The 26,793-nt window shown below is 51.0% G+C and carries 24 protein-coding genes; 10 read left to right on the top strand and 14 right to left on the bottom strand.

The genetic code is table 11. The features are described from left to right. Nucleotides 1-57 precede the first annotated feature (57 nt). Both clpA and clpS read right to left on the bottom strand, forming a co-directional pair. Nucleotides 58-2,331, bottom strand: coding sequence for an ATP-dependent Clp protease ATP-binding subunit ClpA (gene clpA, locus IB286_RS09555; RefSeq protein ID WP_190764840.1), 2,274 nt, complete (start codon nt 2,329-2,331; stop codon nt 58-60). Nucleotides 2,332-2,400: 69 nt separating this feature from the next. After that, nucleotides 2,401-2,727: an ATP-dependent Clp protease adapter ClpS gene (gene clpS, locus IB286_RS09550; RefSeq protein ID WP_190764971.1), complete on the bottom strand. Its 327-nt coding sequence runs from the start codon at nt 2,725-2,727 to the stop codon at nt 2,401-2,403. A gap of 206 nt (nt 2,728-2,933) precedes the next feature. On the opposite strand from clpS, the gene cspD reads away from it, so the two are divergent. Next, nucleotides 2,934-3,152, top strand: a complete 219-nt coding sequence (cspD, locus tag IB286_RS09545) for a cold shock domain-containing protein CspD (protein ID WP_190764838.1) — start codon at nt 2,934-2,936, stop codon at nt 3,150-3,152. Between the two features lie 68 nt (nt 3,153-3,220). Here the strand turns inward: cspD and icd are convergent, their stop codons facing one another. Further along, nucleotides 3,221-4,474 (bottom strand): NADP-dependent isocitrate dehydrogenase, encoded by a 1,254-nt coding sequence (gene icd / locus IB286_RS09540; RefSeq protein WP_190764836.1) that lies wholly within the window; start codon nt 4,472-4,474, stop codon nt 3,221-3,223. 193 nt (nt 4,475-4,667) lie between these two features. Here icd and IB286_RS09535 point away from each other — a divergent pair, with 193 nt between their 5' ends. The 7 genes from IB286_RS09535 (at nt 4,668) to IB286_RS09505 (ending at nt 11,078) form a co-directional block, all read left to right on the top strand. Then, the gene (locus IB286_RS09535) at nt 4,668-5,333 is read left to right on the top strand and encodes a pseudouridine synthase (protein WP_190764834.1); all 666 of its coding nucleotides are present in this window, start codon (nt 4,668-4,670) and stop codon (nt 5,331-5,333) included. A gap of 53 nt (nt 5,334-5,386) precedes the next feature. Continuing rightward, a complete protein-coding gene (locus IB286_RS09530; protein WP_190764832.1) occupies nt 5,387-5,851 on the top strand; it encodes an NUDIX hydrolase in 465 nt (154 codons plus the stop codon). Beyond that, a complete protein-coding gene (gene mnmA, locus IB286_RS09525; protein WP_190764829.1) occupies nt 5,848-6,975 on the top strand; it encodes a tRNA 2-thiouridine(34) synthase MnmA in 1,128 nt (375 codons plus the stop codon). The genes IB286_RS09530 and mnmA overlap by 4 nt, the downstream gene beginning before the upstream one ends. Then, nucleotides 6,972-7,622 (top strand): high frequency lysogenization protein HflD, encoded by a 651-nt coding sequence (hflD, locus tag IB286_RS09520; RefSeq protein ID WP_190764828.1) that lies wholly within the window; start codon nt 6,972-6,974, stop codon nt 7,620-7,622. Before mnmA ends, hflD begins: the two co-directional genes overlap by 4 nt. An 80-nt stretch (nt 7,623-7,702) precedes the next feature. Continuing rightward, a complete protein-coding gene (gene purB, locus IB286_RS09515; RefSeq protein WP_190764826.1) occupies nt 7,703-9,067 on the top strand; it encodes an adenylosuccinate lyase in 1,365 nt (454 codons plus the stop codon). A gap of 12 nt (nt 9,068-9,079) precedes the next feature. Next, complete coding sequence (locus IB286_RS09510; RefSeq protein ID WP_190764824.1) at nt 9,080-10,180, top strand: cupin domain-containing protein; 1,101 nt, start codon at nt 9,080-9,082, stop codon at nt 10,178-10,180. Next, nucleotides 10,170-11,078, top strand: a complete 909-nt coding sequence (locus IB286_RS09505) for a GNAT family N-acetyltransferase (RefSeq protein WP_190764822.1) — start codon at nt 10,170-10,172, stop codon at nt 11,076-11,078. The genes IB286_RS09510 and IB286_RS09505 overlap by 11 nt, the downstream gene beginning before the upstream one ends. A gap of 6 nt (nt 11,079-11,084) precedes the next feature. Here the strand turns inward: IB286_RS09505 and IB286_RS09500 are convergent, their stop codons facing one another. The 7 genes from IB286_RS09500 to ppsA all read right to left on the bottom strand — a co-directional run bounded on the left by IB286_RS09500 (nt 11,085) and on the right by ppsA (nt 18,015). Continuing rightward, the gene (locus tag IB286_RS09500) at nt 11,085-11,396 is read right to left on the bottom strand and encodes a Rieske (2Fe-2S) protein (protein WP_190764820.1); all 312 of its coding nucleotides are present in this window, start codon (nt 11,394-11,396) and stop codon (nt 11,085-11,087) included. A 31-nt stretch (nt 11,397-11,427) separates the two neighbouring features. Then, nucleotides 11,428-12,021: an RNA polymerase sigma factor gene (locus IB286_RS09495; protein ID WP_190764819.1), complete on the bottom strand. Its 594-nt coding sequence runs from the start codon at nt 12,019-12,021 to the stop codon at nt 11,428-11,430. Further along, the gene (locus tag IB286_RS09490) at nt 12,018-12,911 is read right to left on the bottom strand and encodes a hypothetical protein (protein WP_190764818.1); all 894 of its coding nucleotides are present in this window, start codon (nt 12,909-12,911) and stop codon (nt 12,018-12,020) included. Before IB286_RS09490 ends, IB286_RS09495 begins: the two co-directional genes overlap by 4 nt. Before the next feature lie 3 nt (nt 12,912-12,914). Beyond that, complete coding sequence (locus IB286_RS09485; RefSeq protein WP_190764817.1) at nt 12,915-14,744, bottom strand: vWA domain-containing protein; 1,830 nt, start codon at nt 14,742-14,744, stop codon at nt 12,915-12,917. Between the two features lie 86 nt (nt 14,745-14,830). Further along, nucleotides 14,831-15,127 (bottom strand): type II toxin-antitoxin system RelE/ParE family toxin, encoded by a 297-nt coding sequence (locus IB286_RS09480; protein ID WP_190764816.1) that lies wholly within the window; start codon nt 15,125-15,127, stop codon nt 14,831-14,833. After that, nucleotides 15,124-15,375, bottom strand: coding sequence for an addiction module protein (locus IB286_RS09475; RefSeq protein ID WP_223826254.1), 252 nt, complete (start codon nt 15,373-15,375; stop codon nt 15,124-15,126). The genes IB286_RS09480 and IB286_RS09475 overlap by 4 nt, the downstream gene beginning before the upstream one ends. A gap of 264 nt (nt 15,376-15,639) precedes the next feature. Next, a complete protein-coding gene (ppsA, locus tag IB286_RS09470) occupies nt 15,640-18,015 on the bottom strand; it encodes a phosphoenolpyruvate synthase (protein WP_190764815.1) in 2,376 nt (791 codons plus the stop codon). Between the two features lie 133 nt (nt 18,016-18,148). Between ppsA and ppsR the strand changes: the two genes are divergently transcribed. Both ppsR and IB286_RS09460 read left to right on the top strand, forming a co-directional pair. Continuing rightward, nucleotides 18,149-18,970: a posphoenolpyruvate synthetase regulatory kinase/phosphorylase PpsR gene (gene ppsR, locus IB286_RS09465; RefSeq protein ID WP_190764814.1), complete on the top strand. Its 822-nt coding sequence runs from the start codon at nt 18,149-18,151 to the stop codon at nt 18,968-18,970. Further along, a complete protein-coding gene (locus IB286_RS09460; protein ID WP_317889735.1) occupies nt 18,967-20,142 on the top strand; it encodes a patatin-like phospholipase family protein in 1,176 nt (391 codons plus the stop codon). The genes ppsR and IB286_RS09460 overlap by 4 nt, the downstream gene beginning before the upstream one ends. Before the next feature lie 12 nt (nt 20,143-20,154). Here IB286_RS09460 and IB286_RS09455 read toward each other — a convergent pair whose 3' ends face one another. The 4 genes from IB286_RS09455 to IB286_RS09440 form a co-directional block, all read right to left on the bottom strand. Further along, on the bottom strand, nt 20,155-20,622 hold the full coding sequence (locus IB286_RS09455; RefSeq protein WP_190764812.1) for a YiiD C-terminal domain-containing protein: 468 nt from the start codon (nt 20,620-20,622) through the stop codon (nt 20,155-20,157). A 60-nt stretch (nt 20,623-20,682) separates the two neighbouring features. After that, the gene (gene meaB / locus IB286_RS09450; RefSeq protein WP_190764810.1) at nt 20,683-21,651 is read right to left on the bottom strand and encodes a methylmalonyl Co-A mutase-associated GTPase MeaB; all 969 of its coding nucleotides are present in this window, start codon (nt 21,649-21,651) and stop codon (nt 20,683-20,685) included. Nucleotides 21,652-21,716: 65 nt separating this feature from the next. Beyond that, the gene (gene scpA / locus IB286_RS09445) at nt 21,717-23,876 is read right to left on the bottom strand and encodes a methylmalonyl-CoA mutase (protein ID WP_190764808.1); all 2,160 of its coding nucleotides are present in this window, start codon (nt 23,874-23,876) and stop codon (nt 21,717-21,719) included. A 50-nt stretch (nt 23,877-23,926) separates the two neighbouring features. Further along, on the bottom strand, nt 23,927-26,770 hold the full coding sequence (locus IB286_RS09440; RefSeq protein ID WP_190764806.1) for a biotin/lipoyl-containing protein: 2,844 nt from the start codon (nt 26,768-26,770) through the stop codon (nt 23,927-23,929). Between the last annotated feature and the right edge of the window lie 23 nt (nt 26,771-26,793).

Raw genomic sequence — 26,793 nt, 5'->3', positions numbered from 1 at the left:
CGTTTTGGGCAGTTACTTCTTACAACTACATCTTAAGTAAATATGGAGCGCGGCGGATTACGCCGGCTCCATCGGTTTTTCGGTAACTTCGCTGCGCAACTCGAGTTTGTCGTCTTTAACCGAGATAAAGACATCACCGCCCTCGTCTTGCAGATCACCAAACAACACCATTTCAGCCAGTGGCTTTTTGATGTGCTCTTGAATCACTCGGGCCATAGGTCGGGCACCCATGGTGCGGTCATAGCCTTTGTCTACCAACCAGCGGCGCGCATCGTCATCAACATGCAACACCACATTCTTGTCATCCAATTGCGACTGCAGTTCCACCAGGAATTTATCCACGACCGTTAGCACCACTTCTTCCGCCAGCGGCCCGAAGGTCACAATGCTATCCAGACGGTTGCGGAATTCTGGTGTAAACAAGCGATTAATAGCCTCAGAAGCATCGGTATGGTGATCTTGCTCGGTAAAGCCAATGGAACGACGACTGATATTTTCCGCACCGGCATTGGTGGTCATCACCAAAATTACATTGCGAAAATCCGCCTTGCGGCCGTTGTTGTCAGTTAGTGAGCCGTGATCCATCACTTGCAACAGCAGGTTAAATAAATCTGGATGGGCTTTTTCAATCTCATCCAACAACACCACAGAGTGCGGATGCTTGGTTACTGCATCGGTTAGCAAGCCACCCTGATCAAAACCGACATAGCCCGGAGGCGCACCAATCAATCGTGATACGGTATGGCGTTCCATATATTCAGACATATCAAAGCGAATCAACTCTAGGCCCAGCAACTTGGCAAGCTGTCGAGTCACCTCGGTTTTACCCACCCCGGTTGGGCCAGCCAATAGGAATGAACCAATAGGCTTGTCTGGTGCTTTCAGGCCAGCACGAGCCAGTTTGATTGAGGCACTGAGTTCGCTGATCGCTTGATCCTGACCGAAGACCACCATTTTGAGGTTGTCTTCCAGCTTCTCCAGCGAGGCCTTATCGTCAGAGGACACGCTTTTGGGTGGAATACGGGCAATCTTGGCAACAATCGCTTCGATTTCAGGCACATCAATGATTTCAGCCCGCTTTTCGGCGGTTTGTAAGCGTTGGTATGCCCCCGCCTCATCAATAACATCAATCGCCTTATCGGGCAGGAAGCGGTCATTGATATAGCGTGCTGATAATTCCGCGGCGGTTTTCAAGGCACCATCGGTGTAACTGATATCGTGATGACTCTCAAAGCGGGACTTTAATCCTTTCAGGATCAGGAAAGTGTCTTCGACAGAAGGCTCACCCACGTCCACTTTTTGGAAGCGGCGACTCAGTGCGCGATCCTTATCAAAAATCCCGCGATACTCTTGGAATGTGGTGGAACCAATGCAACGCAACTGGCCAGAGCTTAATAGCGGTTTCAGCAGGTTGGAGGCATCCATCACTCCGCCAGACGCCGCACCAGCGCCGATAATGGTGTGGATTTCATCGATAAACAAAATCGCGCCTTCACGCTTTTTCAAATCGGCGAGCAGATTCTTAAGGCGTTTTTCAAAATCACCCCGGTATTTGGTGCCCGCCAGCAGTGCGCCCATATCCAGCGAGTAGACCACGCTGTCTTTGAGAATATCGGGGACTTCACCATCGACGATGCGTTTAGCCAAACCCTCAGCGATCGCTGTCTTGCCCACGCCAGATTCACCGACCAACAGTGGATTGTTTTTACGGCGACGAGAAAGAATTTGCGCTACGCGCTCAACTTCATCAGCGCGACCAATTAATGGATCAATTCGCCCCGCTTTCGCTTCGGTATTGAGATTGGTAGTGAAATTTTCCAGTGGCTTTTGTTCTGGATCGGCATTTTCCTGTTCTTGCTCAGATTGCTGATCGCTTTCAATACCTTCGTGACCGGAAACTTTGGAAATACCGTGGGTAATGTAGTTGACCACATCCAGCCGACTGACATTTTGGGATTTCAGAAAATAAACCGCTTGGCTTTCTTGCTCACTGAAAATGGCAACCAGCACATTAGCACCGGTAACTTCTTGCTTGCCCGAGGATTGCACATGAAAAACCGCGCGCTGTAAAACGCGCTGAAAGCCCAGTGTTGGCTGGGTATCGCGCTCGATATCATCTTGGGGAATGCGAGGTGTGGTGGCCTCAACAAATTCCTGCAATTCATTTTTGAGTTGAAGTAGATCGGCGCCACAGGCGAGTAAGACGCGCATTGCGTCATTATTGTCAGCCAGTGCCAACAATAAATGTTCGACAGTCATGAATTCGTGGCGTTTGCTGCGTGCGGCTTTAAACGCCTGACTCAGGGTGGTTTCCAGTTCTTTACTTAACATAGACCGTGACGCCTCTGTTGATACTACCGACTACGAATAGGTGCTTTACAACTTCTGACATACTTTACGTTACTCGTCCCCTTCCTCGATTTCGGCCAGCAAGGGATGGCCACTTTCACGGGCATATTGGTTCACCTGTGCGGCCTTGGTTTCCGCTATATCTTTAGTGAAGATACCGCATACGCCTTTGCCTTGAGTGTGAACCATCAGCATAACTTGGGTTGCCCGCTGACGATCCATGTAAAAAAAATCTTCCAGAATCTCAACGACAAACTCCATGGGTGTGTAATCGTCGTTCAATAAAACCACCATATACATCGGCGGCTTTTTTAATTCCGGTTTAGATTCCTGAACTGCAATGCCATGACCTTCATCAAACTCATCGGCATCACTCATACTGTATATATCGAAACTATTGTTCACCGTTCATCCCGAGCTTATCACCAACCAAATGCTGAGCAATAGGGGTTATCACCGAGCATTAACCGGGAAAACACCGGCGCTTGACGCCGCACTCCCGGTACATTAAAAATGGGGGTTAATACTAAAAATACAAGTCTTCATCTATTAATAACTATAACGACAAAGCAAGGGGGATTGCTATGCAAAATGGAGTTGTGAAGTGGTTTAACAACGCCAAGGGATATGGGTTTATTCTGTCGGAGGAAAAGGGGGAAGATGTGTTTGCGCACTATTCCGCCATTACGATGGAAGGCTACAAAACACTAAAGGCCGGACAGCCAGTCAGATTTGATGCAGAACAAGGTCCTAAAGGCATTCACGCGGTCAATATTCGCGCTGCCGAAGGTTCGGGTTCGTAAAAGCCTAAAAAGAAAAAGCTCCGATGCTTGTGGGCATCAGAGCTTTTGCAAGAACGCTACATCAAGCCTTACATGTGCTTGATGATCGCATCACCAAACTCAGAACACTTCAACAGGGTTGCACCCTCCATCAGACGTTCAAAGTCGTAAGTTACGGTCTTGGCTTGGATAGCACCGTTCATACCATTGATGATCAGATCAGCTGCTTCGTTCCAGCCCAAGTGACGCAGCATCATCTCAGCAGACAGAATCAATGAACCGGGATTCACTTTGTCCTGACCGGTGTATTTTGGTGCAGTGCCGTGAGTGGCTTCGAACAGAGCAACGTTGTCGCTCAGGTTTGCACCTGGAGCAATACCGATACCGCCAACCTGTGCCGCCAATGCGTCTGACAGGTAGTCGCCGTTCAGGTTCAAAGTGGCAATAACGCTGTACTCGTCTGGACGCAACAGAACTTGCTGCAACATCGCATCAGCGATGACGTCTTTAACGATAATCTCTTTGCCAGTATTTGGGTTTTTCAGTTTTACCCATGGGCCGCCATCCAGCAGCTCGCCACCGAATTCTTCCATCGCCAACTGGTAGCCCCAGTTTTTGAACGCGCCTTCGGTGAACTTCATGATGTTGCCTTTATGCACGATAGTCAGTGAAGGCAGATCTTGGTCGATGGTGTACTGAATAGCTTTGCGTACCAGACGCTTGGTGCCTTCTTCAGATACAGGCTTGATACCGATACCGCAGTTTTGTGGGAAACGGATTTTGCTTACGCCCATTTCTTCTTGCAGGTAGTTGATCAGCTTGTCTGCTTCTGCAGAACCGGCTTGCCACTCGATACCGGCGTAGATGTCTTCCGAGTTTTCACGGAAAATCACCATATTGGTTTTGCCGGGCTCTTTAACAGGTGAAGGTACGCCTTCGAACCAGCGAACTGGGCGCTGACATACATACAGATCCAGCTCTTGACGCAGGGCAACGTTCAAAGAACGGAAACCGCCGCCAACGGGCGTAGTCAGTGGGCCTTTAATGGCCACCGCGTATTCTTTGATCGCATCCAAGGTTTCTGCGGGGAACCAGTCGCCGTCATACATCTCGGCGGCTTTCTCGCCGGTGTAGATTTCCATCCAACTGATTTTTTTGCTGCCGGCGTAGGCTTTCTCAATCGCTGCGTTAACAACGTTGATCATCACCGGAGTAATGTCGATCCCGATGCCATCACCTTCGATAAAAGGAATAATCGGCCGATCGGGTACATTCAGGGAGAGATCCGCATTAACGGTGATTTTCTCACCCTCTGCAGGTACCTTGATGTGTTGGTATCCCATTCTTTGACTCCATGCTTTTGATTGAATTTTTGTATTGGTTACTGTCTAGTTCACGACTATAGCGCCGTTCAGCGACAGTGACGTTTCACAATACGGCTTTTCCTGTCAGAGGAAATAGCTAGCCGATTGCAAAGCGGCGCCGCATTATAACACTTTATGACGAGATTTCTCCCATGAATATAGCAGAACCACCATGTCAGATTTGATTCTGCTCAATAAACCGTTCAAAGTCCTGAGCCAATTTCGCCGGGACGGTGATAAATCGACCCTAGCTGATTTTATCGACACCCCGGCGGTGTATCCGGCTGGTCGCCTCGATTACGATTCCGAGGGCCTGCTTATACTGACCGGCGATGGCGCCCTCCAACACAGCATCGCCCACCCCGACCGCAAACTCGCCAAAACCTATTGGGTTCAGGTTGAGGGTGAAATCACCAGCGAGGCAATTGCGCAACTGGCCAAGGGGGTTGAGCTCAAAGACGGCCTGACCAAACCCGCTATTGCCGAGCGTATTGCTGAACCCAAATCCCTGTGGGAGCGAAATCCCCCGGTACGCTTTCGCGCCGCCATCCCCACCAGCTGGCTCTCGCTGCAAATCACCGAGGGAAAAAACCGGCAGGTTCGGCGTATGACCGCTGCGGTTGGCTTCCCTACCCTGCGTTTAATCCGCTACGCCATTGGCCCGTGGACAATTGATGGTATCGAGCCGGGCGCACATCAGGCAATTAGACTAAAGCCTGAGCTGTATCGAGAGCTATGCCAACCCAAAGCGCGCATTGGCCAAAACAAGCATCGACCATCAAGGGTTAAAACGCCGCGTAGCGGCGCCAATAACGGTCGAGGCCGTGGTCGCAAGTAATTGATTCGTTTAGAATAGCCCGCATTAGAATTATCGCGAGTCAGACCCGCCGAATGGATTGGATACCCCACGTTACCGTTGCCACCATTGTCGAAAATGAAGGCCGTTTTTTATTTGTCGAAGAAACTAAAGAAGGCCGGCAGGTGATTAATCAACCCGCAGGACACCTTGAGCAAGGTGAATCCTTGGTCGAGGCCGCGATCCGCGAAACCTTGGAAGAAACCCAGTGGCAGGTCGAAATTCTTGGTGTCGTTGGTCTGGGCCTGTACACCGCTGACAGCAATAATGTGACCTATCATCGCACCACTTTCTTTGCTCGCCCGCTGGCCTTTTGTGCTGAACACCAAATGGATAAAGATATAGATCAGGCAATCTGGCTTAGCGCCGACGAGCTTCGAGAGCGACAAGCTCAATTACGCAGTCCCATGGTGTTGGATTGCCTCGAACGCTATCTGGCGGGACACCGCTATCCCCTATCGATGATCTATGGAAATGGGATTTATGGGGCCGGCTCATGACGACAAATACGCCTAATTATGCAGCCAAACCAGTCAACGAGACCAAAGTCATTGTTGGTATGTCTGGCGGCGTAGACTCCTCCGTTGCCGCCCTGCTGCTCAAGCAACAGGGGTATCAGGTCGAAGGCCTGTTTATGAAAAACTGGGACGAAGACGACGGCACCGAATATTGTACCGCCGTAACCGACCTAATGGATGCCGCCGCGGTTTGCCAAAAGCTGGATATCTATCTGCATACGGTCAATTTTGCCGGCGAATACTGGGACAATGTTTTCGAACACTTTCTACAGGAATACCGTGCGGGCCGAACCCCCAACCCGGACATTCTCTGCAACCGGGAAATTAAATTCCGTGCGTTCCTGGATTACGCCATCGAATTGGGGGCGGACTATATTGCCACCGGCCACTATTGTCGCCGCCGGGGCGAAGGCGCCGATACCCACTTATTAAAAGGTCTCGACAATAATAAAGATCAGAGCTACTTCCTCCATGCGGTGGGCGCTGAGCAATTGGCTCGCAGCCTGTTTCCCGTGGGTGAAATGGAAAAACCGGCGGTTCGGGCACTGGCAGAAGAATACGATCTGGTCACCCACGATAAAAAAGACAGCACCGGCATCTGCTTTATCGGCGAACGCCGTTTTAAAGATTTTTTGCAGCAGTACTTACCGGCTCAACCCGGCGCAATTGAATCGGTTGATGGCGAGCCCATGGGCAAACACAGCGGCCTGATGTACCACACCATTGGTCAGCGCCAAGGTTTGGGCATTGGCGGAGTAAAAGGTGGCGGCGATGAGCCGTGGTATGTCATCGACAAAGATCTAGAGCGCAATGTATTGCTTGTTGCTCAAGGCAGCCAGCATCCCAGATTGTTCAAAGACAGCATGTTGTTGAGCGAAATTCATTGGATTAGCGGTGCAATGCCGGCCCTGCCCTATCGCTGCAAAGCCAAAACCCGCTACCGTCAAGCCGACCAAGACTGCGTAATAGAAGCGAATGACACGGGCTATATTGTGCACTTCGACACGCCTCAGCGAGCGATCACGCCGGGCCAGTCTGCTGTTTTCTATGATGGGGAAATCTGTTTGGGCGGCGGCATTATAGAAGCGGGGATTAATCGCCAATGAATGCTGCACTCCCCGATAAAAATGCGGCTCTTAGACAACAAACCCTAGCCTTGGCGGCTATTGTGCAGAGCACCCATCTGGTAGATCAAATCGCCCGCACCGGGCAGGCTGATCCCGCCGCGTTAGAAGCCAGTTTAGAAAGTCTCTTTATTACGGATGCCGAAAACCCCGAACAGGCTTTTAACGGCGTCAGTAACCTTGCCTTTGGTCTGCGCAGCCTGCGCGACTTACTCAGTGGCAATGATTACGGTGAGCGCCAGAGCATCTTGCGCTACTGCTTAGGGGTGTTGCATTTACAACGCAAACTCAGTCGGGATAACGACACCGCTGCGGTATTGCGCAGCCGTCTTGAACACACCCACAAACAACGGGAATTCACGGAAGATCTGGGCGCGTTATGCTCTTCCTTGGGCGGGGTTTACACCGATACTCTGTCGAAATACAAATTTCGCATTCAGATTACCGGTAGCGCACAACAGCTTCAAAACCCGAATAATGCCAACCGAATACGCGCCCTGTTACTGGCCGCCATCCGGGCCACGTATTTGTGGCGACAAAGTGGTGGCAGTCGTCTCGGGCTATTGATGCGCAAGAACGCCTACTACCGCTGTGCCAGTACCCTATTAAATCAGGAAATACTGCACTAGAGCGGGATTCAGGGCCGGAAATCGGCCTCACATTGGTGTATTATTGCGCGCTTTCCAAATCAGTACACAGGACTCCGCGCATGGACTTATCCGCCCTATCAGCCATCTCTCCCGTCGACGGTCGTTACGGTTCCAAAACCGCATCACTGCGACCCGTATTCAGCGAATACGGTCTGATCCGCAGCCGTTTGATTGTTGAAGTCCGCTGGTTGCAACAACTGGCCGCGCATGCCCAAATCGAAGAAGTTCCCGCGCTATCTGCTGACGCCAATCAAGTATTGGAAAACCTGATCAGCAACTTTAGCGAAGCTCAGGCCCAGCGCGTTAAAGACATCGAGTCCACCACCAACCACGATGTTAAAGCGATTGAATACTTTATTAAGGAATCCATCGCCAGCAACGCCGAACTGGCGGCGATTTCTGAATTTGTTCACTTCGCTTGCACCTCGGAAGACATCAACAACCTCTCCCACGCGTTAATGCTAGGCGAAGGCCGCGCGCTAATGCTGGGTGAAATGCAGGCCATTATCGACAAGCTGACTTCCCTGTCTCACGAGCTGGCTGATATGCCAATGCTGTCTCGCACCCACGGTCAAACCGCCAGCCCCACCACTATGGGTAAAGAATTGGCTAATGTGGTCGCTCGTCTGCGTCGTCAGTACGATGCCATTGGCGCAGTTGAATTGCTGGGCAAAATTAACGGTGCTGTTGGTAACTACAATGCCCACCTTTCTGCGTACCCCGCTATTGACTGGGAAGCCAATGCCAAGGATTTCATCAGCAAACTTGGCCTGAGCTGGAACCCCTACACTACCCAGATCGAACCCCACGACTACATCGCCGAACTGTTTGATGGCGTGGCTCGCTTCAATACCATTTTGATTGATTTAGATCGCGATATCTGGGGCTATATCTCGCTGGGTTATTTCAAACAGCGCACCATTGCTGGCGAAGTGGGCTCTTCCACCATGCCGCACAAAGTGAATCCTATCGACTTTGAAAACTCCGAGGGCAACCTGGGAATTGCCAACGCGGTGTTGCAACATCTGGCCGCAAAACTGCCGATCTCTCGCTGGCAGCGCGACCTGACCGACTCCACCGTACTGCGCAATATGGGTGTAGGTTTTGCCTACAGCCTAATCGCTTATCAAGCCACGATGAAAGGCCTAAGCAAGCTGGAAATTAATCCGGCTCGACTGGCGGCGGATTTGGACGATAGCTGGGAAGTTTTGGCTGAGCCCATTCAAACCGTTATGCGTCGCTACGGCATTGAAGAACCTTACGAAAAACTCAAGGCCCTGACTCGCGGTCAGCGTATCACTCGTGAAACCTTGGCGAGCTTTATTGAAACTTTGGAAATTCCTGAAGCCGCCAAGCAGGATTTACGCGAGATGACGCCAGCCAGCTATATCGGCAATGCCGCCGATCAAGCAAAACGCATCTAAACGACACTCGTCATGGCGCTGTCTGACTTCGATCCCCAAGATTTCCTGGATCAGTATTGGCAGCAGCGCCCCTGCCTGCTCGAACAAGCCCTGCCCGATTTTATCTGCCCCGTAGAGGGCGACGATCTGGCTGGGCTTGCCTGTGAAGCAGAGGTTGAAAGCCGAATCATCATTGAGCAAGACGATGATTGGGAACTGCGCTGCGGCCCTTTCTCTGAAACTGATTTCACTAAACTTCCAGCCAAAAACTGGACGTTATTAGTACAGGGTGTCGATCAGTGGATTCCCGAAGTCGCTGAGATTTTCGAACATTTTCGCTTTTTGCCGCGCTGGCGCACCGAAGACATAATGATCAGCTTTGCCGTAGATGGTGGCAATGTTGGCCCCCACTTCGACAATTACGACGTTTTTCTGATTCAAGGTGCCGGTCAACGGCGTTGGCAAGTCGGTCAACACTGTGATGAACAAAGCTCCCTCCGTCAGCACGACCAGCTTCGACTGCTCTCCAATTTCGATACTCAAAATGACTATCTGCTGAATCCCGGCGATATTCTCTATATCCCCCCCGGTGTGGCTCATTGGGGGCATGGTGTTGGCGATAATTGCATTACCCTGTCGGTCGGTTTCCGCGCGCCCTCAAGTGGCGAATTATTGGGCCATTGGGCCGATGCGCTTGCCGCCGAGCTAAATGAATCACAGCGCTACCGCGACCCTAAGCTAGTCGCTGACGCCGAGAGCGCTTTTATCCCCGACAGCGTATTAAATGAATTGCGAACACATCTTCAGCAAAAATTGGACGATGATGTGTTTTTACGCAAATGGTTTGGTGAATTGATGACCGCTACCCATAAGCACAGCATTGAGGTTTACGAACAACAAGGGGAGCAGTTTTCCCTGCGTTTGGGCGCAAGACTGGCGTACGACGCGTATTACCTCTACGCTGATGGACAGGCGTTCTCTTATTCAGAACATCAGAAAAACGCCGTAAAAGCATTATGCCAACTGGAAGGCGATGCGATTTTGGCTCCTGAGCTTTGTCAGCAACTTGGCGAAACACTGCTGCAGGAATTACAAAAAAACGCAATTCTCATCATGGATGACGATGATTATTAATATACAGCAAACCGACTGGTCCACCGATTTTCCCACCCTTTACTCCATCCGCGAAGCGGTCTTCGTTCACGAACAACAGGTTCCCGTTGAGCTTGAGATCGACGACCAAGACTTTATCTCCCAGCACTGGATTGCATTTGCCGATGGCCAGCCGGTCGGCACCGCTCGCCTAACGCCAGACGGCAAAATCGGCCGCATGGCGGTACTCAAACCCTATCGCAAAGCAATGGTAGGTACACATCTGTTGCGCGCTATTATTCAGGCAGGCATCGCCCAGAACTTTCGTGAACTTTCGCTTAGTGCCCAGCTTCACGCCCTTCACTTTTACGCTAAAGAAGGTTTCGTAGCGGAAGGCCCGGTGTTTATGGATGCGGGTATTCCCCATCAAACCATGCGCGTAGTTTTGCGCAAGCAGCGTGAGCTCGGTGTGGATGGAAAGAAATTTCGGATTCGGAATTTGCCTGAGAGTGTTTTGGACATGAGTGGCCAGTGTCGGCGTAGCTTGCGAGTTTTAAGCCCCTCACTAGAACCTGAGATTTATGGCAGTGACAGCTTTGTCGATCAAGTGTCACAACTGGCGAGAAAGCACCGGGATGTCACTGTGCGCTTTTTGATTCACGACGACAAACCCCTGCGCGAAAATCGCCACCAATTGGTTACCCTGAGTCAAAAACTGAGTGCCGTAGAAATTCGGGTTTTACCGCGCAAGCAAATTGTGGAACAAAAGGAATGTTATCTACTCGCAGATAATTGCGGCCTACTGGTTCACCACCCGCGAATCAATGCCGATGGCTGGGGCAGTTATAACTTGAGGCCCATTGCCGAGGATTACATCACCCGCTTTGATCGCCAGTGGCATCACTCCAAGCCCTCTCCTTGGCTGCGAACGCTTTATTAGCGTGTGCTAGAGCATCACCCCAAGTACATTGTCTCGATAAACCAGCTCATAACGGCGCAGCCCTCTGCAAGGCTCTTCAGTGGCATGAATCAGATCGCCACTGCGAATATCAAAGCGATAGCCGTGCTGGGGACAAACCAAATGCTCGCCCGACACATTCGCGGCACTAAGCGGAAACTCACGATGGGGGCACTGGCTTTCTATCAGATAAGGACGCCCTTCCAATTGCAGCAGCAATAGAGAGTAATGATCAATTTTAAACTGCTTGCGATAGCCGTCGTGTAAATTGATCAGACGTTCTAATTGATAAAATTGCATGAACGGATGGCCTTGTGACCTGTTAAATAGCTTAGCGAGTGTGTAACAAATCCCGGCAGACCTCCAGCAGCGGCCTGAGTTTTTTTCTAAGCTGCGAAAGATATTCACGCGTTGCGCCGTGGGTCCGATCAATCATTTCGGCCACTTCGGTCGAGCTAAAACCGTCTAACACCACCCAGCGAATAATCTGCGCACCTTCTGGCGAGCTGCTGGCAAATTGTTGAAATTGTTGCTCCACACAACGCGCCATTGCCTGCTGATCATGGCTGAATTCACTGAACGGTTCATCACCCTGCGCATCCCATTCTTGGTTGGAAGAAGGCGTTTTTTTAAGGTGATCAAGCAATACTGATTTGGCCACCGACCACAACCACGCTCTTGGCGCTGTAATGCTGTTTGCATTCGCCGCAGAGCGCACAATTTTGATAAAACTCTCTTGGGTCAGATCTTCTGCATCGGCCTGATTTAGGCCACGCCGCAGGAAATAGCCTCTAAATCGGTGGGCATATTGAAAATATAAATCCTTTAACGCCCGACGACCTGCTTCACCCCCACAGGCAATTGTCTCTAACAGCGCCAATTCTTGTAACGCCTCGTTTGCTGATTGCTTTAGCTCTGAAGTCATTGCGCTGACTCCGCATTCATCTTGGCTGGAATTGGAAAGCGCAGTTGCAAAGTATGGGTATTATCCAAGGGGCAATGCAGGCCAAATTGAGATTGCAAGGTCAGCTCAAGAAGGTGGGCACCATAGGTTTGATAGGTGAATTCGGCAAAACCAGCGGGATCGAATCGAAAATGAATCGCCTCCTGCGCGCCTATAAAGTGATAAAAGGTTTTTACCTGCTCCAAGTTTGTACCGGTAATTTCTAACTCGGCCACGCCGCTATTTTGCCGACACGCTGAGGCCATTGATTGTCGTTTATGCTGAGTCTCATCTGCGGCATCACTTGCAGCAACATCTTCATTCAAGCCAGCCGAATTCAGCTCCTGTCGCCGCTCTTGTTGCTGTTCCAGTTCAAGACGCTCAGATCCGACAAGCGCACGTTCTGCAGCCGGTGCACTCTTCATCGCGCCATACAATTTTGCCTGCACAGAGCGATCCGGTGCGGGCATCGACATTGGCTTGGCCTGCTCGATTTGCGCCTGAGATTTAGCCTGTTGTGATTCAGCAACGGCATTATCATAGAGTGCGGCAGGTGCCATCATCGACTCCGCCGAATCGAATTGAACAGGGCTTTTTAGGGTGATACTTAAGGCAAGCAGCAGGCAGGCGGCAAAACCGAGGCCCGCCGCCCAAGTGCCAGGTTTAGAATGGGGTTTAGGGCCAAAGCTGGGGATATCTGGTTCTTGTTCTAGTCGTTTAAGTAAACGCTGAAAACCCAGCTCATTGGTGGCTTGAGCGCTTTGATCGCGCTCTTTCAAATACTCATGCAGGGCGGTATCAAGAGGGTCGCGGGAGTCACTCTCCCGCTCACCTCTGAGTGAAGCCAACCATTCTTCCATGTCGTTATTCACAACTTAATGCACCCTTTGCAATAGCGGCTGAGGTAATGGCCGAGGACGAATGTGCTCCCCCGCCTGTGCGGTTTGCTGATTCAAGATCATAGCCTGCCTGACCAGTGAAACAAACTCGCTTTGCTGAGCATCTTTGGCGTTTACCAGCTTTTCTACTTCCGGTAATAAACGCGTCAAGCTCGCATCTGCTTTGTAGTCCGAATCAGACAGAATCAAACCAAACTCTGCCACGGCCGCCGCCCAAGCAAGATTATTATTCTGTTTTTTGGCATCAGTCGCATTCAGGGTCTGTGTCATCTCTCGACCAGCCCCACCCTCAAGCGGACGATAACGTAAGCTTATCTGCATTAATTCATCGCCCTTACCTTTGCGCAGCGTTTTATCTTGATAGCGTAAACTTGGCTCTACTACTGAATCCGGTGTTCTTGGTTCAACTTCGTAAAGCGCCGTAACAATCTGCCCTGCGCCTAATTCTCCAGCATCTTTTTTATCATCGCGAAAATCTTCAGCGGCAAGGCGGCGATTCTCATAGCCTAGCAGGCGATAACGCGCCACTTGCTGCGGGTTAAACTCCACCTGAAGTTTCACATCCCGCGCGGCAGTAAGCAGTGTTTGCGGCAGTTTGCTCACCAGTACCCGCCGCGCTTCCAACTCCGAATCAATGTAATAGTAATTACCGTCACCGTGGTCGGCGATATTGTGCATGCGCGAATCACCCAAATTGCCGCGCCCAAATCCCAGCACCGTTAGATAAATACCGGAATCGCGCTGTTTTTCAATTAAATCAACTAAATCGCCGCTGTGACGCAGCCCTACATTAAAATCGCCGTCAGTAGCCAGAATGACACGGTTATTGGCTTTGCTATCAAACTGGTTGTGAGCCAGTCGGTAAGCTTCTTCAATTCCCGCAGCACCCGCAGTTGAGCCACCGGATTGCAGCGATTGCAGTGCCTGTAAAATCGCGGTTTTTTCATTACCTGAGACGCTCGGCAACACCACTCCAGCCGAACCGGCATAGGCCACAATTGCCACACGATCATTGGGGCCGAGTTGCTCAACCAAGGCTTGAAATGCTTTTTTCAGTAGCGGTAAGCGATCTGGCCCCTGCATTGAGCCGGACGTATCCACCAGAAATACAAATCGATTGGGGCGCTTCTCCAGCGCCTCTGCTTTCTTGGTGACGACTTGCACCATGGCCAAGCGGGTTTTCGGATTCCAAGGCGTCGCGCCCAGTTCGGTTTGAATTTGTACTGGATGCTCAGACGTTGCCAACTTAGAGATTGGATAGTCGAAATAATTCAGCATTTCTTCTACTCGCACTGCATCGCTAGGCGGTAATTGGCCGTCTAAAATAAAGCGCCGAACATTGCTGTAAGAGGCGGTATCCACGTCCAAACCAAAAGTAGACAGTGGATTTAGCATGGGGTCAGAAAATCCCGTTTCGCTTTGTGTATCGTACTGGTCTTGATTGCTTCCAGCACCATGGTAAGTGGCGCCAATATGCGGCTGAGGTGAAATATAAGGCCTTGCCTCATAGGCCATCTTCGCTGCCTGAAAACTCTGTCCGGCCATATGGCGAACCGCCATTTCTTGCGCAGTGGGCTGAGAATGTGGTGCCGGATATTGGGTATAAGCCAAGGCATTTGTATCGCTAAGAGCGTCCGTTTGGCTAACAGAAGCTGACTCCCCATCTTTGCCAGCTGAAGGAACACAGGCCGTCAAAATGACCGCCGCTGCAATCAAGGACAAAGACTTAATGAGTGAGAATTTAGGAATGGCGTGTTTGGGACTTGGCACTTTTAGGAGAGCGGTTTTATACGGAGAGGCTTTCATCGTTCGTTCCTGTTTTTGGTTTAGGTAACAGGTAGACGAAGCCGGAGATAAAAGTGTCAGGATTTATTTTTAGAAATCAGAAAATATTACCTACGACGCTGCCAAGTTGATGGGTGTCTGCTGCCATGCATAACAGCAATCACTACGATTGTTGTATCTCGTACAAAATAAAACACAGAAAAAGGAAATTTGGGGAGCACCGCCCGATGAATATTGCGGTAGATCATGGGATATGCCAGCGGCGACTCCAATATAGAAGAGAAAATTTCTTCTAATATATCCAGAAAGCTTTGGCCTAAACCGCTTAGCTGGGCCTCGTACCAAGAAGCAGCATCTTCAATATCTTTGCCCGCTTCGTCCCTGAGGCGGAGGCTATATCTCATAGTCGTTTTCGTATATCAGTCAGAACGTCTTTTGCGGGCCTACCTAGATCGTGATCAAGCTCGAATGTATATAATCGACGATCCAATTCCACGGCCTGCTCTGGCGACAGAGGGAGTGCGGCTTGATCTTGAGCAATGCTGTCCCACAACTCCTCAACCAAGCGGAGTCGCTCTTCTACAGGTAGGTTTTTTAGCGAAATATCCATGCTCAAATCATAACCGATCAACGCCATCTGTCCAGTTAACATAGGAAACCTCTGATTAATTACTGCGTTTGCAATCTCAGTCGTCGGCGCTGCTCGAAATGCTCATTTATTTGCATATAACTCCGCTTTCTGCGCTGCGGCGACAACCAATCTTGCTGCACTCGCTACATTAATCAGAGGCTCCTTAGGCCAATCAAAATAAATAGGCCTAAAATAAAAAGAGCCGGATAAACCAGCTCTTCTAGGTTTTGAGGCTCTTAAAGAGACTCTTTAAAAGTCTATTTTAGCCACTTGGCAGCAAAAGCATTACTCTGCTTTAAGTTTATCCGCCAGGAACAGCCAGGTTTCTAACACCGAGTCAGGATTCAGCGAAACGCTATCAATGCCCTGCTCCATCAACCACTGGGCAAAATCCGGATGGTCTGAGGGGCCTTGGCCGCAAATTCCAACGTATTTGCCGGCTTTTTTACAGGCATCGATGGCATTTTTCAGCAAGGCTTTGATCGCCTCATTGCGCTCATCAAACAAGTGGGCGATCAGGCCGGAGTCACGATCCAATCCCAAGGTAAGCTGGGTTAAGTCGTTTGAGCCAATCGAGAAGCCATCAAAATGCTCGAGGAACTGCTCTGCCAAAATGGCGTTTGCCGGCAGCTCGCACATCATAATGATTTTCAGGCCATCTTCACCGCGCTTCAAACCATTCTGCGCCAGCAATTCAATAACCTGTTTCGCTTCACCCACAGTGCGCACGAAAGGCACCATGATTTCCACGTTTTTCAGATCCATTTCTTCGCGCACTTTTTTTAGCGCGCGACACTCCAGCTCAAAACACTCGCGGAAAGACTCGGAGATATAACGAGAAGCGCCACGGAAGCCCAGCATGGGGTTTTCTTCTGAAGGCTCGTACAAGGTGCCGCCGATCAGGTGCGCGTATTCATTGGATTTGAAGTCTGACATACGCACGATAACGCGTTCAGGATAGAACGCCGCCGCAATGCTAGAAATACCTTCAACCAGCTTTTCAACATAAAACTCTACAGGATCACTGTAACCAGCAATACGGCGTTTAACAGCTTGCTGTACATCGCGTGGCAGACGATCGTAATTAAGTAGCGCTTTGGGGTGAACACCAATCATGCGGTTGATGATGAATTCCAAGCGTGCCAAGCCCACACCGGCATTGGGGTAGCCTTGGAAATCAAATGCGCGATCGGGGTTGCCGACATTCATCATAATTTTGAATGGCAGTTCGGGCATGGCATTGAGTTCATTGCGGCTGATATCAAAATCCAGCAAACCGCCATACACCATACCGGTATCGCCTTCAGCGCAGGACACCGTTACATCTACGCCAGAGGCCAATTTTTCAGTGGCATCACCACAGCCCACTACCGCAGGAATTCCCAATTCACGGGCAATAATAGCCGCGTGACAAGTACGACCACCACGGTTGGTTACAATCGCAGAAGCGCGCTTCATTACCGGTTCCCAATCCGGATCGGTCATATCGGTAACCAGCACATCGCCTTGCTGAACCTGATCCATCTCTGCCAGATTATTAATCACCCGAACTGGGCCCGCGCCGATGCGCTGACCAATCGAACGCCCTTCACACAGTACCTCGCCCTTGGCTTTGAGAACATAGCGCTCCATTAAGGTCGCTGACTCACGGCTTTTTACCGTTTCAGGACGGGCTTGAACAATGTAGAGCTGACCGTCGTCCCCATCTTTGGCCCATTCTATATCCATGGGGCGGCCGTAGTGTTTTTCAATAATCAGTGCTTGGCGAGCCAGGGACATGATTTCGTCATCATTGATGGAAAACTGGCTGCGATCCGCTTCAGGAACCTCAACGGTTTCCACTGATTTACCGGCAGAAGCTTCACTGCCGTAAACCATTTTGATCAATTTGCTGCCGAGGTTTCGGCGCAGAACCGCTGGACGATCTTTGTTCAAGGTGGCTTTATGAACATAAAACTCATCGGGGTTTACCGCACCCTGAACCACGGTTTCGCCCAAGCCGTAGCTAGACGTGATAAATACAACGCCATCGAAACCTGATTCGGTGTCCATGGAGAACATCACACCTGCAGAGCCGGTTTCAGAACGCACCATGCGCTGAATGCCTGCAGAAAGCGCAACTTCAGCGTGTTCAAAACCTTTGTGAACCCGGTAGGCAATGGCGCGATCGTTGTAGAGGGAGGCAAACACTTCCTTGATTGCCACCATAATGTTTTCAAGGCCGGAGATATTCAGGAAGGTTTCTTGCTGGCCAGCAAAGGAAGCATCGGGCAGATCCTCTGCGGTAGCCGATGAACGCACCGCACAGGCCATGCTGGGGTTGCCAGAAATCATGGTTTCGTAAGCGCTGCTAATCGCTTCGTTAAGCGGGCCGGGGAATGGCGTTTCTACCACCCAGCCACGAATTTTCTTACCCACGGCGGCCAAGGTTTTAACGTCATCAATATCCAAACCATCCAGCTCGGCACGAATACGCTCGTTAAGACCGCTCTGCTGCAGAAAATCGCGGTAGGCATCGGCTGTAGTTGCAAAACCATCGGGAACGGAAACCCCGGCCTGCGACAACTGACTGATCATCTCTCCGAGCGAGGCGTTTTTACCGCCAACTCGCTCAACGTCGTTCATTCCTAAATCCTTGAACCAAATGACATAATCAGTCATGTTGTGTCTCCGTATATGTACTGAGCGCTCCCGCTCGTGAGATTGATCAGAAATTTGTAAAGCAGCGCTATACTACTGGGGCTGGTTTGTAAGTTCTCATCGAGATTGAGCGCCAATTAGGTAAAAAAACTACATGATCCACCCCGCTTTCTTTATTTCTGACAGCACAGGCATTACCGCCGAAACCCTCGGTCGCAGCGTTCTTTCTCATTTTGAAACCATCGACTTTGACTACATTGTGCTGCCCTATGTCGATTCGGTAGAAAAAGCCCAGCGCGCCGTTGAACGTATTAACCTTGCCGCCAAGGATTACGGCACCCGCCCTATTATTTTTGACACCCTAGTCAATCAAGATATTCGGCGTGTAATTGCTACCAGTGATGGCTTTATTGTTGATGTGCTCGACACCTTTCTAAACCAGCTAGAAATCGCCCTCGGTAAAAAACCCTCTTGCACTGTTGGTCGAGCCAAAGGCCCAGAACAGGAAGCGCGTTACCGGCATCGAATTGATGCGGTGAATTTTGCCCTCGACAATGACGATGGCGCCAAGCTGGATCGCTACGATCAAGCCGAAATCATTCTGATTGGGGTATCGCGCAGCGGCAAAACCCCCACCTCACTGTATTTGGGCATGCAGGCAGGTATTTTCGTCGCTAACTATCCATTGACGGAAGAAGATCTCGAAGACAACCGCCTGCCCAAAGCCCTGCAGAATCACCGCGCCAGATTGTACGGTTTAACCATTGAGCCAGAGCGCTTGGCGGCCATTCGCACCGAGCGCAGGCCCAATAGTCGCTATGCGGAATTGCGACAGTGTGAAGATGAAATTCGACAGGCCGAGGCCTTATTTAAGCGCTTTGGCATTTCCTACCTAGACACCACACACGCCTCGGTAGAGGAAATCTCCGCGCGAATTTTGTCTGAAATTCATATTCGGGGGCATCACCGCTCGTGAATACCGAGGCACCCAAACAGAGACAGCTGCGCGCCAATACCGGTTTGGTATTGCCTGGCGGCGGTGCTCGTGCGGCTTATCAAGTCGGTGTTCTCAAAGCGATTGCGGAAATTCACCGCGACCACCATAACAACCCCTTCCCTGTATTAGCGGGCACCTCCGCTGGGGCGATCAATGCCGTCAGTCTTGCTGCCGGTGCCCATCATTTTAGTGGCACAGTTTTGCAGCTTGAAAATATGTGGCGTGGCTTGAGTACCCAAGATATTTATCGGGCTGATCTCTGGGGGGTTATCCGCAATGCCTACAGGCTAGCGCGCTCGCTGTTTAATGCGGATATTACCCATGAACGTCCCGTGGCCTTGCTGGATAACAGTCCCCTGCGCGCCCTGCTTCATAAGCATATTAATTTTGAGTCGATCAGCCTGAATATTATGAATCGGGATTTGGACGCACTCAGCATTACCGCCATGAATTACAACTTAGGGCTATCTGAAATTTTCTTTCAGGGCGGCCCCCAGCACGCCGGTTGGCAGCGCTGGCGGCGGCAAGGTCTGGCAACCCCCATCCAGTTACAGCACTTGATGGCGTCCAGTGCGATTCCGACCATTTTTCCACCAGCCAAGGTCGGGCGCTATTACTATGGCGACGGCGCCTTGCGGCAAATGACACCGATCAGCCCCGCGATTCACCTCGGCGCCAATCGGGTACTTATTATTCCCGCCAACGGCCACAAACGAAATTATCACCATTTACCCAAGCCGGTGCGCTCCCCGGCCTTTGGTCAAATTATTGGCCAACTGCTGAACAGCGCGTTTATCGACAGTATCGAAATGGATATTGAGCGGCTTGAGCGGATAAATGAAATGCTGGGGCTGATCCCCGAAGATTTGCAGGGTGATATGGAGCGCGCACTGCTGCCGGTCGATTGCCTGGTTATCAGCCCCAGTGAAGATATTGATGTGATCGCCGATCAGCACGTGCAGGAATTGCCCCGTACACTGCGTTTCTTCCTAAAGAAAACCGGCACCAATCGTGGCGGCAATGTCAGCATTGCCAGCTACCTGCTTTTCACCAAAGAATTCTGCGGAAAATTAATCGACTTGGGCTACCAAGACGGGATGGCGCAACGCCCCGAGATTGAGGCGTTTTTATATAAGGATGTGGAGAGTTAACTCTGTAAGCACTTAATCCAGCTTATTGCCCAAAATGGCATACAAACCGGAAAAGCGCGCCGCCACTTCACCGTTAATCACCACCTCAGAACGCAACTCCATTTTGGCGCGACCTCGCTCGGCAAACTTCTCAAAAAACACTTTCCAATCAGCTTCTGGCGCGGGAACCGACTGCGCCACAATATCGCCATTAACAGGCTTTAAATATTCGATATCCGCCTTAGCAACCACGATATCCGGCTCCAAGCCCTCTTCTACGCAACGAAGGTAAACCATGCCCCAACAGGCCATGACGGCAACCACATAGATGCTGCCACCAAAGGCGGTGCCTTTGTCGTTAATACTGGGCGCGAGCGGCGCATGTAATTTCAGAGATTGGCTGTCATAACCTTGTACCGAAATCTGCATATGTACCGCAGTGGGCAGATACTGGTGAACGAATTCGGTGAGTTTGTCGGCAACAGAGTCAATGGCAGTCATAATCGGGGATCAAAATTCGAAGGATAGTGATAAGCGCCCAAACAGGCGCCGTAGACAATATTACTGATCTGTAGCGAACAGTAAATCAATCAAGGTATTGGCGGCGATATAGGGCGTGGTGAGCCCTTCGGTGACCTTGTCGCGCAAAATCGGCAATTGTTCTCGCACCTGTGGATTTTCTTTCAGCTTCATTTCCAGCATTTCGTGAAGCAGCTTATTCATCCACTCGCGCGCTTGTCGGGAGCGCTTTTCCTGCAGCGCGCCGTTCTTTGTTGCATCGACTTGGAAATCAGAAATCATGCCCCAAACCGCATCGATATTCTGGTTTTTAATCGCCGAACAGCTCAATACCTGCGGCGTCCAGAAACTGGTATGACGCAGCAAGTGCATGGCATTTTGATAATGGCGCTGGGTCTGCTTAGCCAGATTCATACTCTCGCCATCGGCTTTATTAATCACCAAGGCATCGGCCAATTCCATAATTCCTTTTTTGATGCCCTGCAGTTCATCACCGGCATTGGGCAACATCAGCACCATAAAGAAGTCGACCATGCTGGCGACTTCATATTCCGACTGTCCCACGCCAACGGTTTCGACCAGAATCACATCGTAGCCTGCCGCCTCACAGAGCAGCATGGTTTCACGGGTTTTTAGGGCAACACCGCCCAGCGAACCTTCTGAAGGTGACGGGCGAATAAAGGCGTCATTGCTGCGCGACAGCAATTCCATGCGGGTTTTATCGCCGAGAATTGAACCGCCGGCAATTGGCGAACTGGGATCAACCGCCAATACCGCCACCTTTTTGCCCTGCTCAACAAGATACAGACCAAAGGCTTCGATAAAAGTGGATTTGCCAACACCGGGTATACCGGTAATGCCAATGCGGATACTTTTACCGGTATCCGGAAGAACTTTCTCAAGCAGTGCTTGCGCCTGAGCGCGGTGCTCGAGTTTTTTACTTTCTACGAGGGTAATCGCCTTGGCCAGCGCGCGTGGCTGGCCGGCTTTGAGTGCATCGATATCAATCATAGATTGGAGGTCAACGCGCTGAGGTCAGGTAGCCATACTCACCTGCCCTCAGATCGCAAACCTTATTAGCCCTTATAGGATTCGTTGATGGCATCCAACACATCGCGGGCCGCCAAAGGAATCTTGGTGCCGGGACCAAAAATACCTTTTACACCAGCGCTGTACAGGAAGTCGTAGTCCTGACGAGGAATAACGCCACCCGCTACCACGATAATGTCATCCGCACCGGCTTTTTTCAGTTCTTCAATCAACTGAGGAACCAGTGTTTTGTGACCGGCTGCCTGCGAAGATACGCCAACAACGTGAACGTCGTTTTCTACCGCTTGTTTCGCCACTTCTTCCGGAGTGGAGAACATCGGGCTCAGGTCGATATCAAAGCCCACATCAGCAAATGCGGTTGCGATAACTTTGGCACCACGGTCGTGACCGTCCTGACCCATTTTACAAACCAGCATACGGGGACGACGACCGTGCTTTTCAACAAAGCCATCAATGTCGGCGCTGATACCGTTCCACTGATCGTCATTTTGGTAAGCGCTGCCGTAAACACCGGATACGGTTTGAGCCTGAGCATTAAAGCGACCGAATTCACGCTCCATGGCAAAGGAGATTTCACCAACTGTAGCGCGTACACGGGTGGCTTTTACGCACAGATCCAGCAGGTTGCCATTACCAGTCAAGGCGCACTGGTAGATCGCTTCCAGCGCATCTTCAACGGCGGCTTCATCGCGCTCGCTGCGGATTTTGGCCAAACGAGCCACCTGAGATTCACGCACCGCGTTGTTGTCGATATCCAGCACATCAACATCATCTTCTTTCTCAAGGGTGTATTTGTTTACACCCACGATGACGTCTTCGCCACGGTCGATACGAGCTTGTTTACGGGCGGCAGATTCTTCGATACGCAGCTTGGGCATGCCGGTTTCGATAGCTTTGGCCATGCCGCCTTTTTCTTCAACTTCCGCAATCAGTTCACGGGCGCGATCGGCAATTTCTTTGGTCAGCGCTTCCATCATGTAAGAACCGCCCCAAGGATCAGCGACCTTGGTGATACCGGTTTCTTCTTGAATAATCAGCTGGGTATTACGGGCAATACGTGCAGAGAATTCGGTGGGCAGCGCAATCGCCTCATCCAAGGCATTGGTGTGCAGTGACTGGGTGCCACCAAATACGGCTGCCATGGCCTCGATAGTGGTACGCACCACGTTGTTGTAAGGGTCTTGCTCGGTCAGTGACCAGCCCGACGTTTGGCTGTGAGTACGCAGCATTTTCGAACGTGGGTTTTTCGGGTTGAACTCAGACACGATCTCCGCCCACAGCAAACGCGCGGCGCGCAACTTGGCGATTTCCATGTAGAAGTTCATGCCAATGCCCCAGAAGAAGGACAGACGGCCAGCGAACTTATCAATATCCAAACCCGAATTGATCGCAGTGCGGATGTACTCTTTACCATCGGCCAAGGTGTAAGCCAGCTCCAGTGCGGCATCGGCACCGGCTTCCTGAATGTGGTAACCAGAAATCGAGATGGTATTGAATTTAGGCATATGCTCAGAGGCATAGGCAATGATGTCGCCGATGATTTTCATCGATGGCGCAGGTGGGTAAATGTAGGTGTTACGCACCATGAATTCTTTGAGGATATCGTTCTGGATGGTGCCAGACAGTTGATCCTGGGTCACGCCCTGCTCTTCCGCAGAAACGATATAACCCGCCAGAACGGGCAGAACTGCGCCGTTCATGGTCATGGATACCGAGACTTTATCCAGCGGAATACCGTCGAACAGAACTTTCATATCTTCAACGGAGTCGATCGCCACACCGGCTTTACCCACGTCACCGGTTACACGGGGATGATCTGAGTCGTAACCGCGGTGAGTCGCCAAGTCAAAGGCAACGGACACACCCTGACCACCGGCTGCCAACGCTTTGCGATAGAAAGCGTTAGAAGCTTCAGCGGTAGAGAAACCTGCATATTGGCGAATTGTCCAGGGACGACCGGCATACATGGTGGGTTGTGGGCCGCGAATAAAGGGCTCCAGACCGGGCATGGTATTGGTGTACGGCAGGCCGCTGATATCTTCGGCGGTGTAAAGGGCTTTTACGTCGATGCCTTCTGGAGTATTCCAAGTGAGGTCATCAATGGTTTTGCCACTTTTCTCCAGCGATTTATTCGCTAGCGCTTTCCATTCTTCAACGGAGGTGTTTGGGGCTTTGTAATCTGCCATAGCGGTGATACCTGTCTGTCTGCCCTAGGGGCTTTTTAAATTACCGGTCTTTAGATAATGCTTTTCAGGAAAAGGTCGGTTTTAGCACGACGGCCTTCAGCGATCTCTTCCGGAGTGGCAATGACGATCTTCTCGTCGGGATTCACTTTAAACAGCGGTTGTCCCTTCTTAATGATCGTGCCATCACCTTCAATCAGCACTTTGTCGATGGTGCCGGCAAACGGCGCCACGACCTTGTTGAACATCTTCATGACTTCGACGATGTACAGTGTGTCGCCGGCTTCGAAATGGTCGCCTTCGTTCACAAATACATCCATGCCCGGAGCTTCGCGTGGGTAGAACATACCGCCACTGGCCGCCAGAATTTCATCAGATTTAGCCGCTGGTGGTGGCACCAGTACTTTGGCCATTTGCTTCTGATGCTCTTCAACCGTCAGATGATCTGGAATGGTGATGCTCAGATCAGGGTTCACCTTCAGCTCGGCAAATGCCGTGGTGTCGGCGATATACGCCAGTACAGCCATCAGCTCGGTACCGGCTTGGTAGCCAGCGTGAGCGGCGCGGGTTGCAGCCCACTCATCCGCATCGAAGCCTTTTGGCGCTTTATCCGCAGCCAAAGCCGCTTCCAGAGCTGGGTACTCAGATACACCCAAACGCTCTTCCAGAGTTGCATAGAAGGCAACGCCGGCGCTGAGAATGTCGTGATCGTGATCCCAGATCATATTGCGAGCAGGTTTGCCGGGCTCAAAATCCATATTCAGATAATGGTAGAGCTTGTCCAGCAGACAAATGGGATTCTTGCTCCAAGTGATATTGCCATCGCTCAGTGCTACCGCACCTTGAGTGATACTCAGCCAGCCTGCCATATAGTGTGGCTCAGCAAACAGGCGCTCCAAAGGACGGGTAATCAGCAGTTGTTTTGCATCCAGAACGGCTGCCCAGGCTTTAGCGGCATCGCCACCTTCCGCCAGATATTGCTGGCGAATTTCACCGTAGGCGTAGTCCAGATCAATCTGGTTAGCTTGTTGCTTCAACTCGCCCACAGCAGTCAGGTAAGGCACGATGAAACGGGTTGTTGGACGAGCATTGATGCCATTGCCAATAAACCAGTGCACCAAACCGTAATGGAATTCCAAGTTGGTCGCCAAATCCTTGCCGCGCAGAACGGTGCTACGCAGGATTTCCGCCATGCGAGTGTAGCTGTCCATGCGGGTTTCACCGGTGGTCAGCAGCAGCGCAATATTGGAATCATAAGCCCCGGCCAGATGGTATTTCATAAATACATCGGTATCGGGGTTGTGGGTAGAGATACCTTGGTCGTCGCGAATTTCGCCTTCGCTACAGTTAGACCAGTTCTCGATAATGCCGCCAGCGTGAGGCTGAAGCGCTTGGTTGGTGGCGTTCATACGCGCTTCCACCGAGGTTTTCTCACGGGGCAGACGCTCTGGCTTAGGCAGGGCTTTGCCGTGACGCGCCAGCAGCACCATTACCTCAACCAGACTTTCCGCGATGAAGTAATCCGCTGGGTTTTCCGGGTTGGTGAACTTGAGCTTGTAGCACAGCTCAGTAACGCGGTGTTCAACCTGAATCCGGGTATTCATTTCCATGAAGTAGTGGGATTCACCGTCGACGATACATTCAAAAGTACCGACAGAATCCAGTTTTACGGCTTCACCGAAGGTCGCGCCCTCTTCTTCCATACGCTGAAGAATAATGCGGTCACGCTTGAGTTGCTCGGCTTCTTCGGTGCTACCTGCCGCTTCAGCCGCAGCAATGGCTGCAACCAGCTCTTCATCGGTAACAGAGACTTCCAGCAATTTCTGTTCGTGCATCTGCAAGGAGCAGTCACGACCACCCATGGTCATGCACCACTCACCATTGCCCACCACCTGAATTTCTTGGTGACGGGTGGTTTCAATGTTCATCTCGATCAGAACGTTTTTGTTGTCACCAACACCGTTGGTTTTCAGTTCGATCAAACATTCCAGAACCAAAGAAGGGACTTTGGCAGCGGCTTTTTCGACTTTCTCTTCCAGCGTCGCGCCTTCGTAAGAATTCGCCGACTGCAGAATACGCTGGCCTTTACCACCGCCACCGGCAATCGCTTTCAAACGGAAGCGGTTATTGGGCTTTTCGGTCAGCATGCGCTTGGCTTCTTCTTTCAGCGCAGCGCCAATATCGGCAGCATCAATAATATCGATGCCCGCATCGTAAGAAGCGGCCAGTACGGCCAAGGCTTTCTCTTCGTCGTCACGGCAAACGGAAAAATCCACGTCCAACTTATTGTCTTTGGCGCACTTTTCCAGACCATCTTTACCGTATTTGGCAAACAGCGCCAAGCTGGTGCCATTGTTTACACCCGGTGTTACCGATACGCCGGTTTCCAGTGCGGTGCGTTTGGCTTGATCTTTCATGCCTGCGGCTTTCTGGGTGAACGAGCAAGGACCGATAAAGTTCAGGCCGGCCTCTTCCATGGATTCAACCATTTCCGCATCTTCAGACATAAAGCCGTAACCCGCGAAAATCGAGTTATAGCCATTGTCGTGAGCAATGCTGACGATCTGTTGAATACGCTTGGTACGCTCTTCTTTAGTGGCACCGGTGTAATCGGGCACGCGGTGAACGCGGCTAGGATCAGTCAGGGTGCGCAGCTCAGGCGCCAGCGCGTTGGTGTAAGTAATGGAGTCTTTTTCAGACAGCAGGATACCGTAGTTATTGATACCCATTTCATCAAAGACATCCATGGCTTCCTTGCGGATAGGGCCACGGCAGATGATCAGCGGCTTCATATCGGTACAGGCGAAGCGGCGAACCCATTCTGAGGTTGATTTAGCCAGCTGACGGTTTTGATGAATCAGCGGGTTGTTCAGGTAGTAAGTATTGCTGGTTGGCACGTTATAAATCCTCGTAAGCAAAT

The sequence above is a fragment of the Spongiibacter pelagi genome (assembly GCF_014705705.1).
Classification (GTDB): domain Bacteria; phylum Pseudomonadota; class Gammaproteobacteria; order Pseudomonadales; family Spongiibacteraceae; genus Spongiibacter; species Spongiibacter pelagi.
The sequence above is the reverse complement of the archived record's forward strand: the minus strand, read 5'-3'. Positions and strand labels throughout refer to the sequence as shown.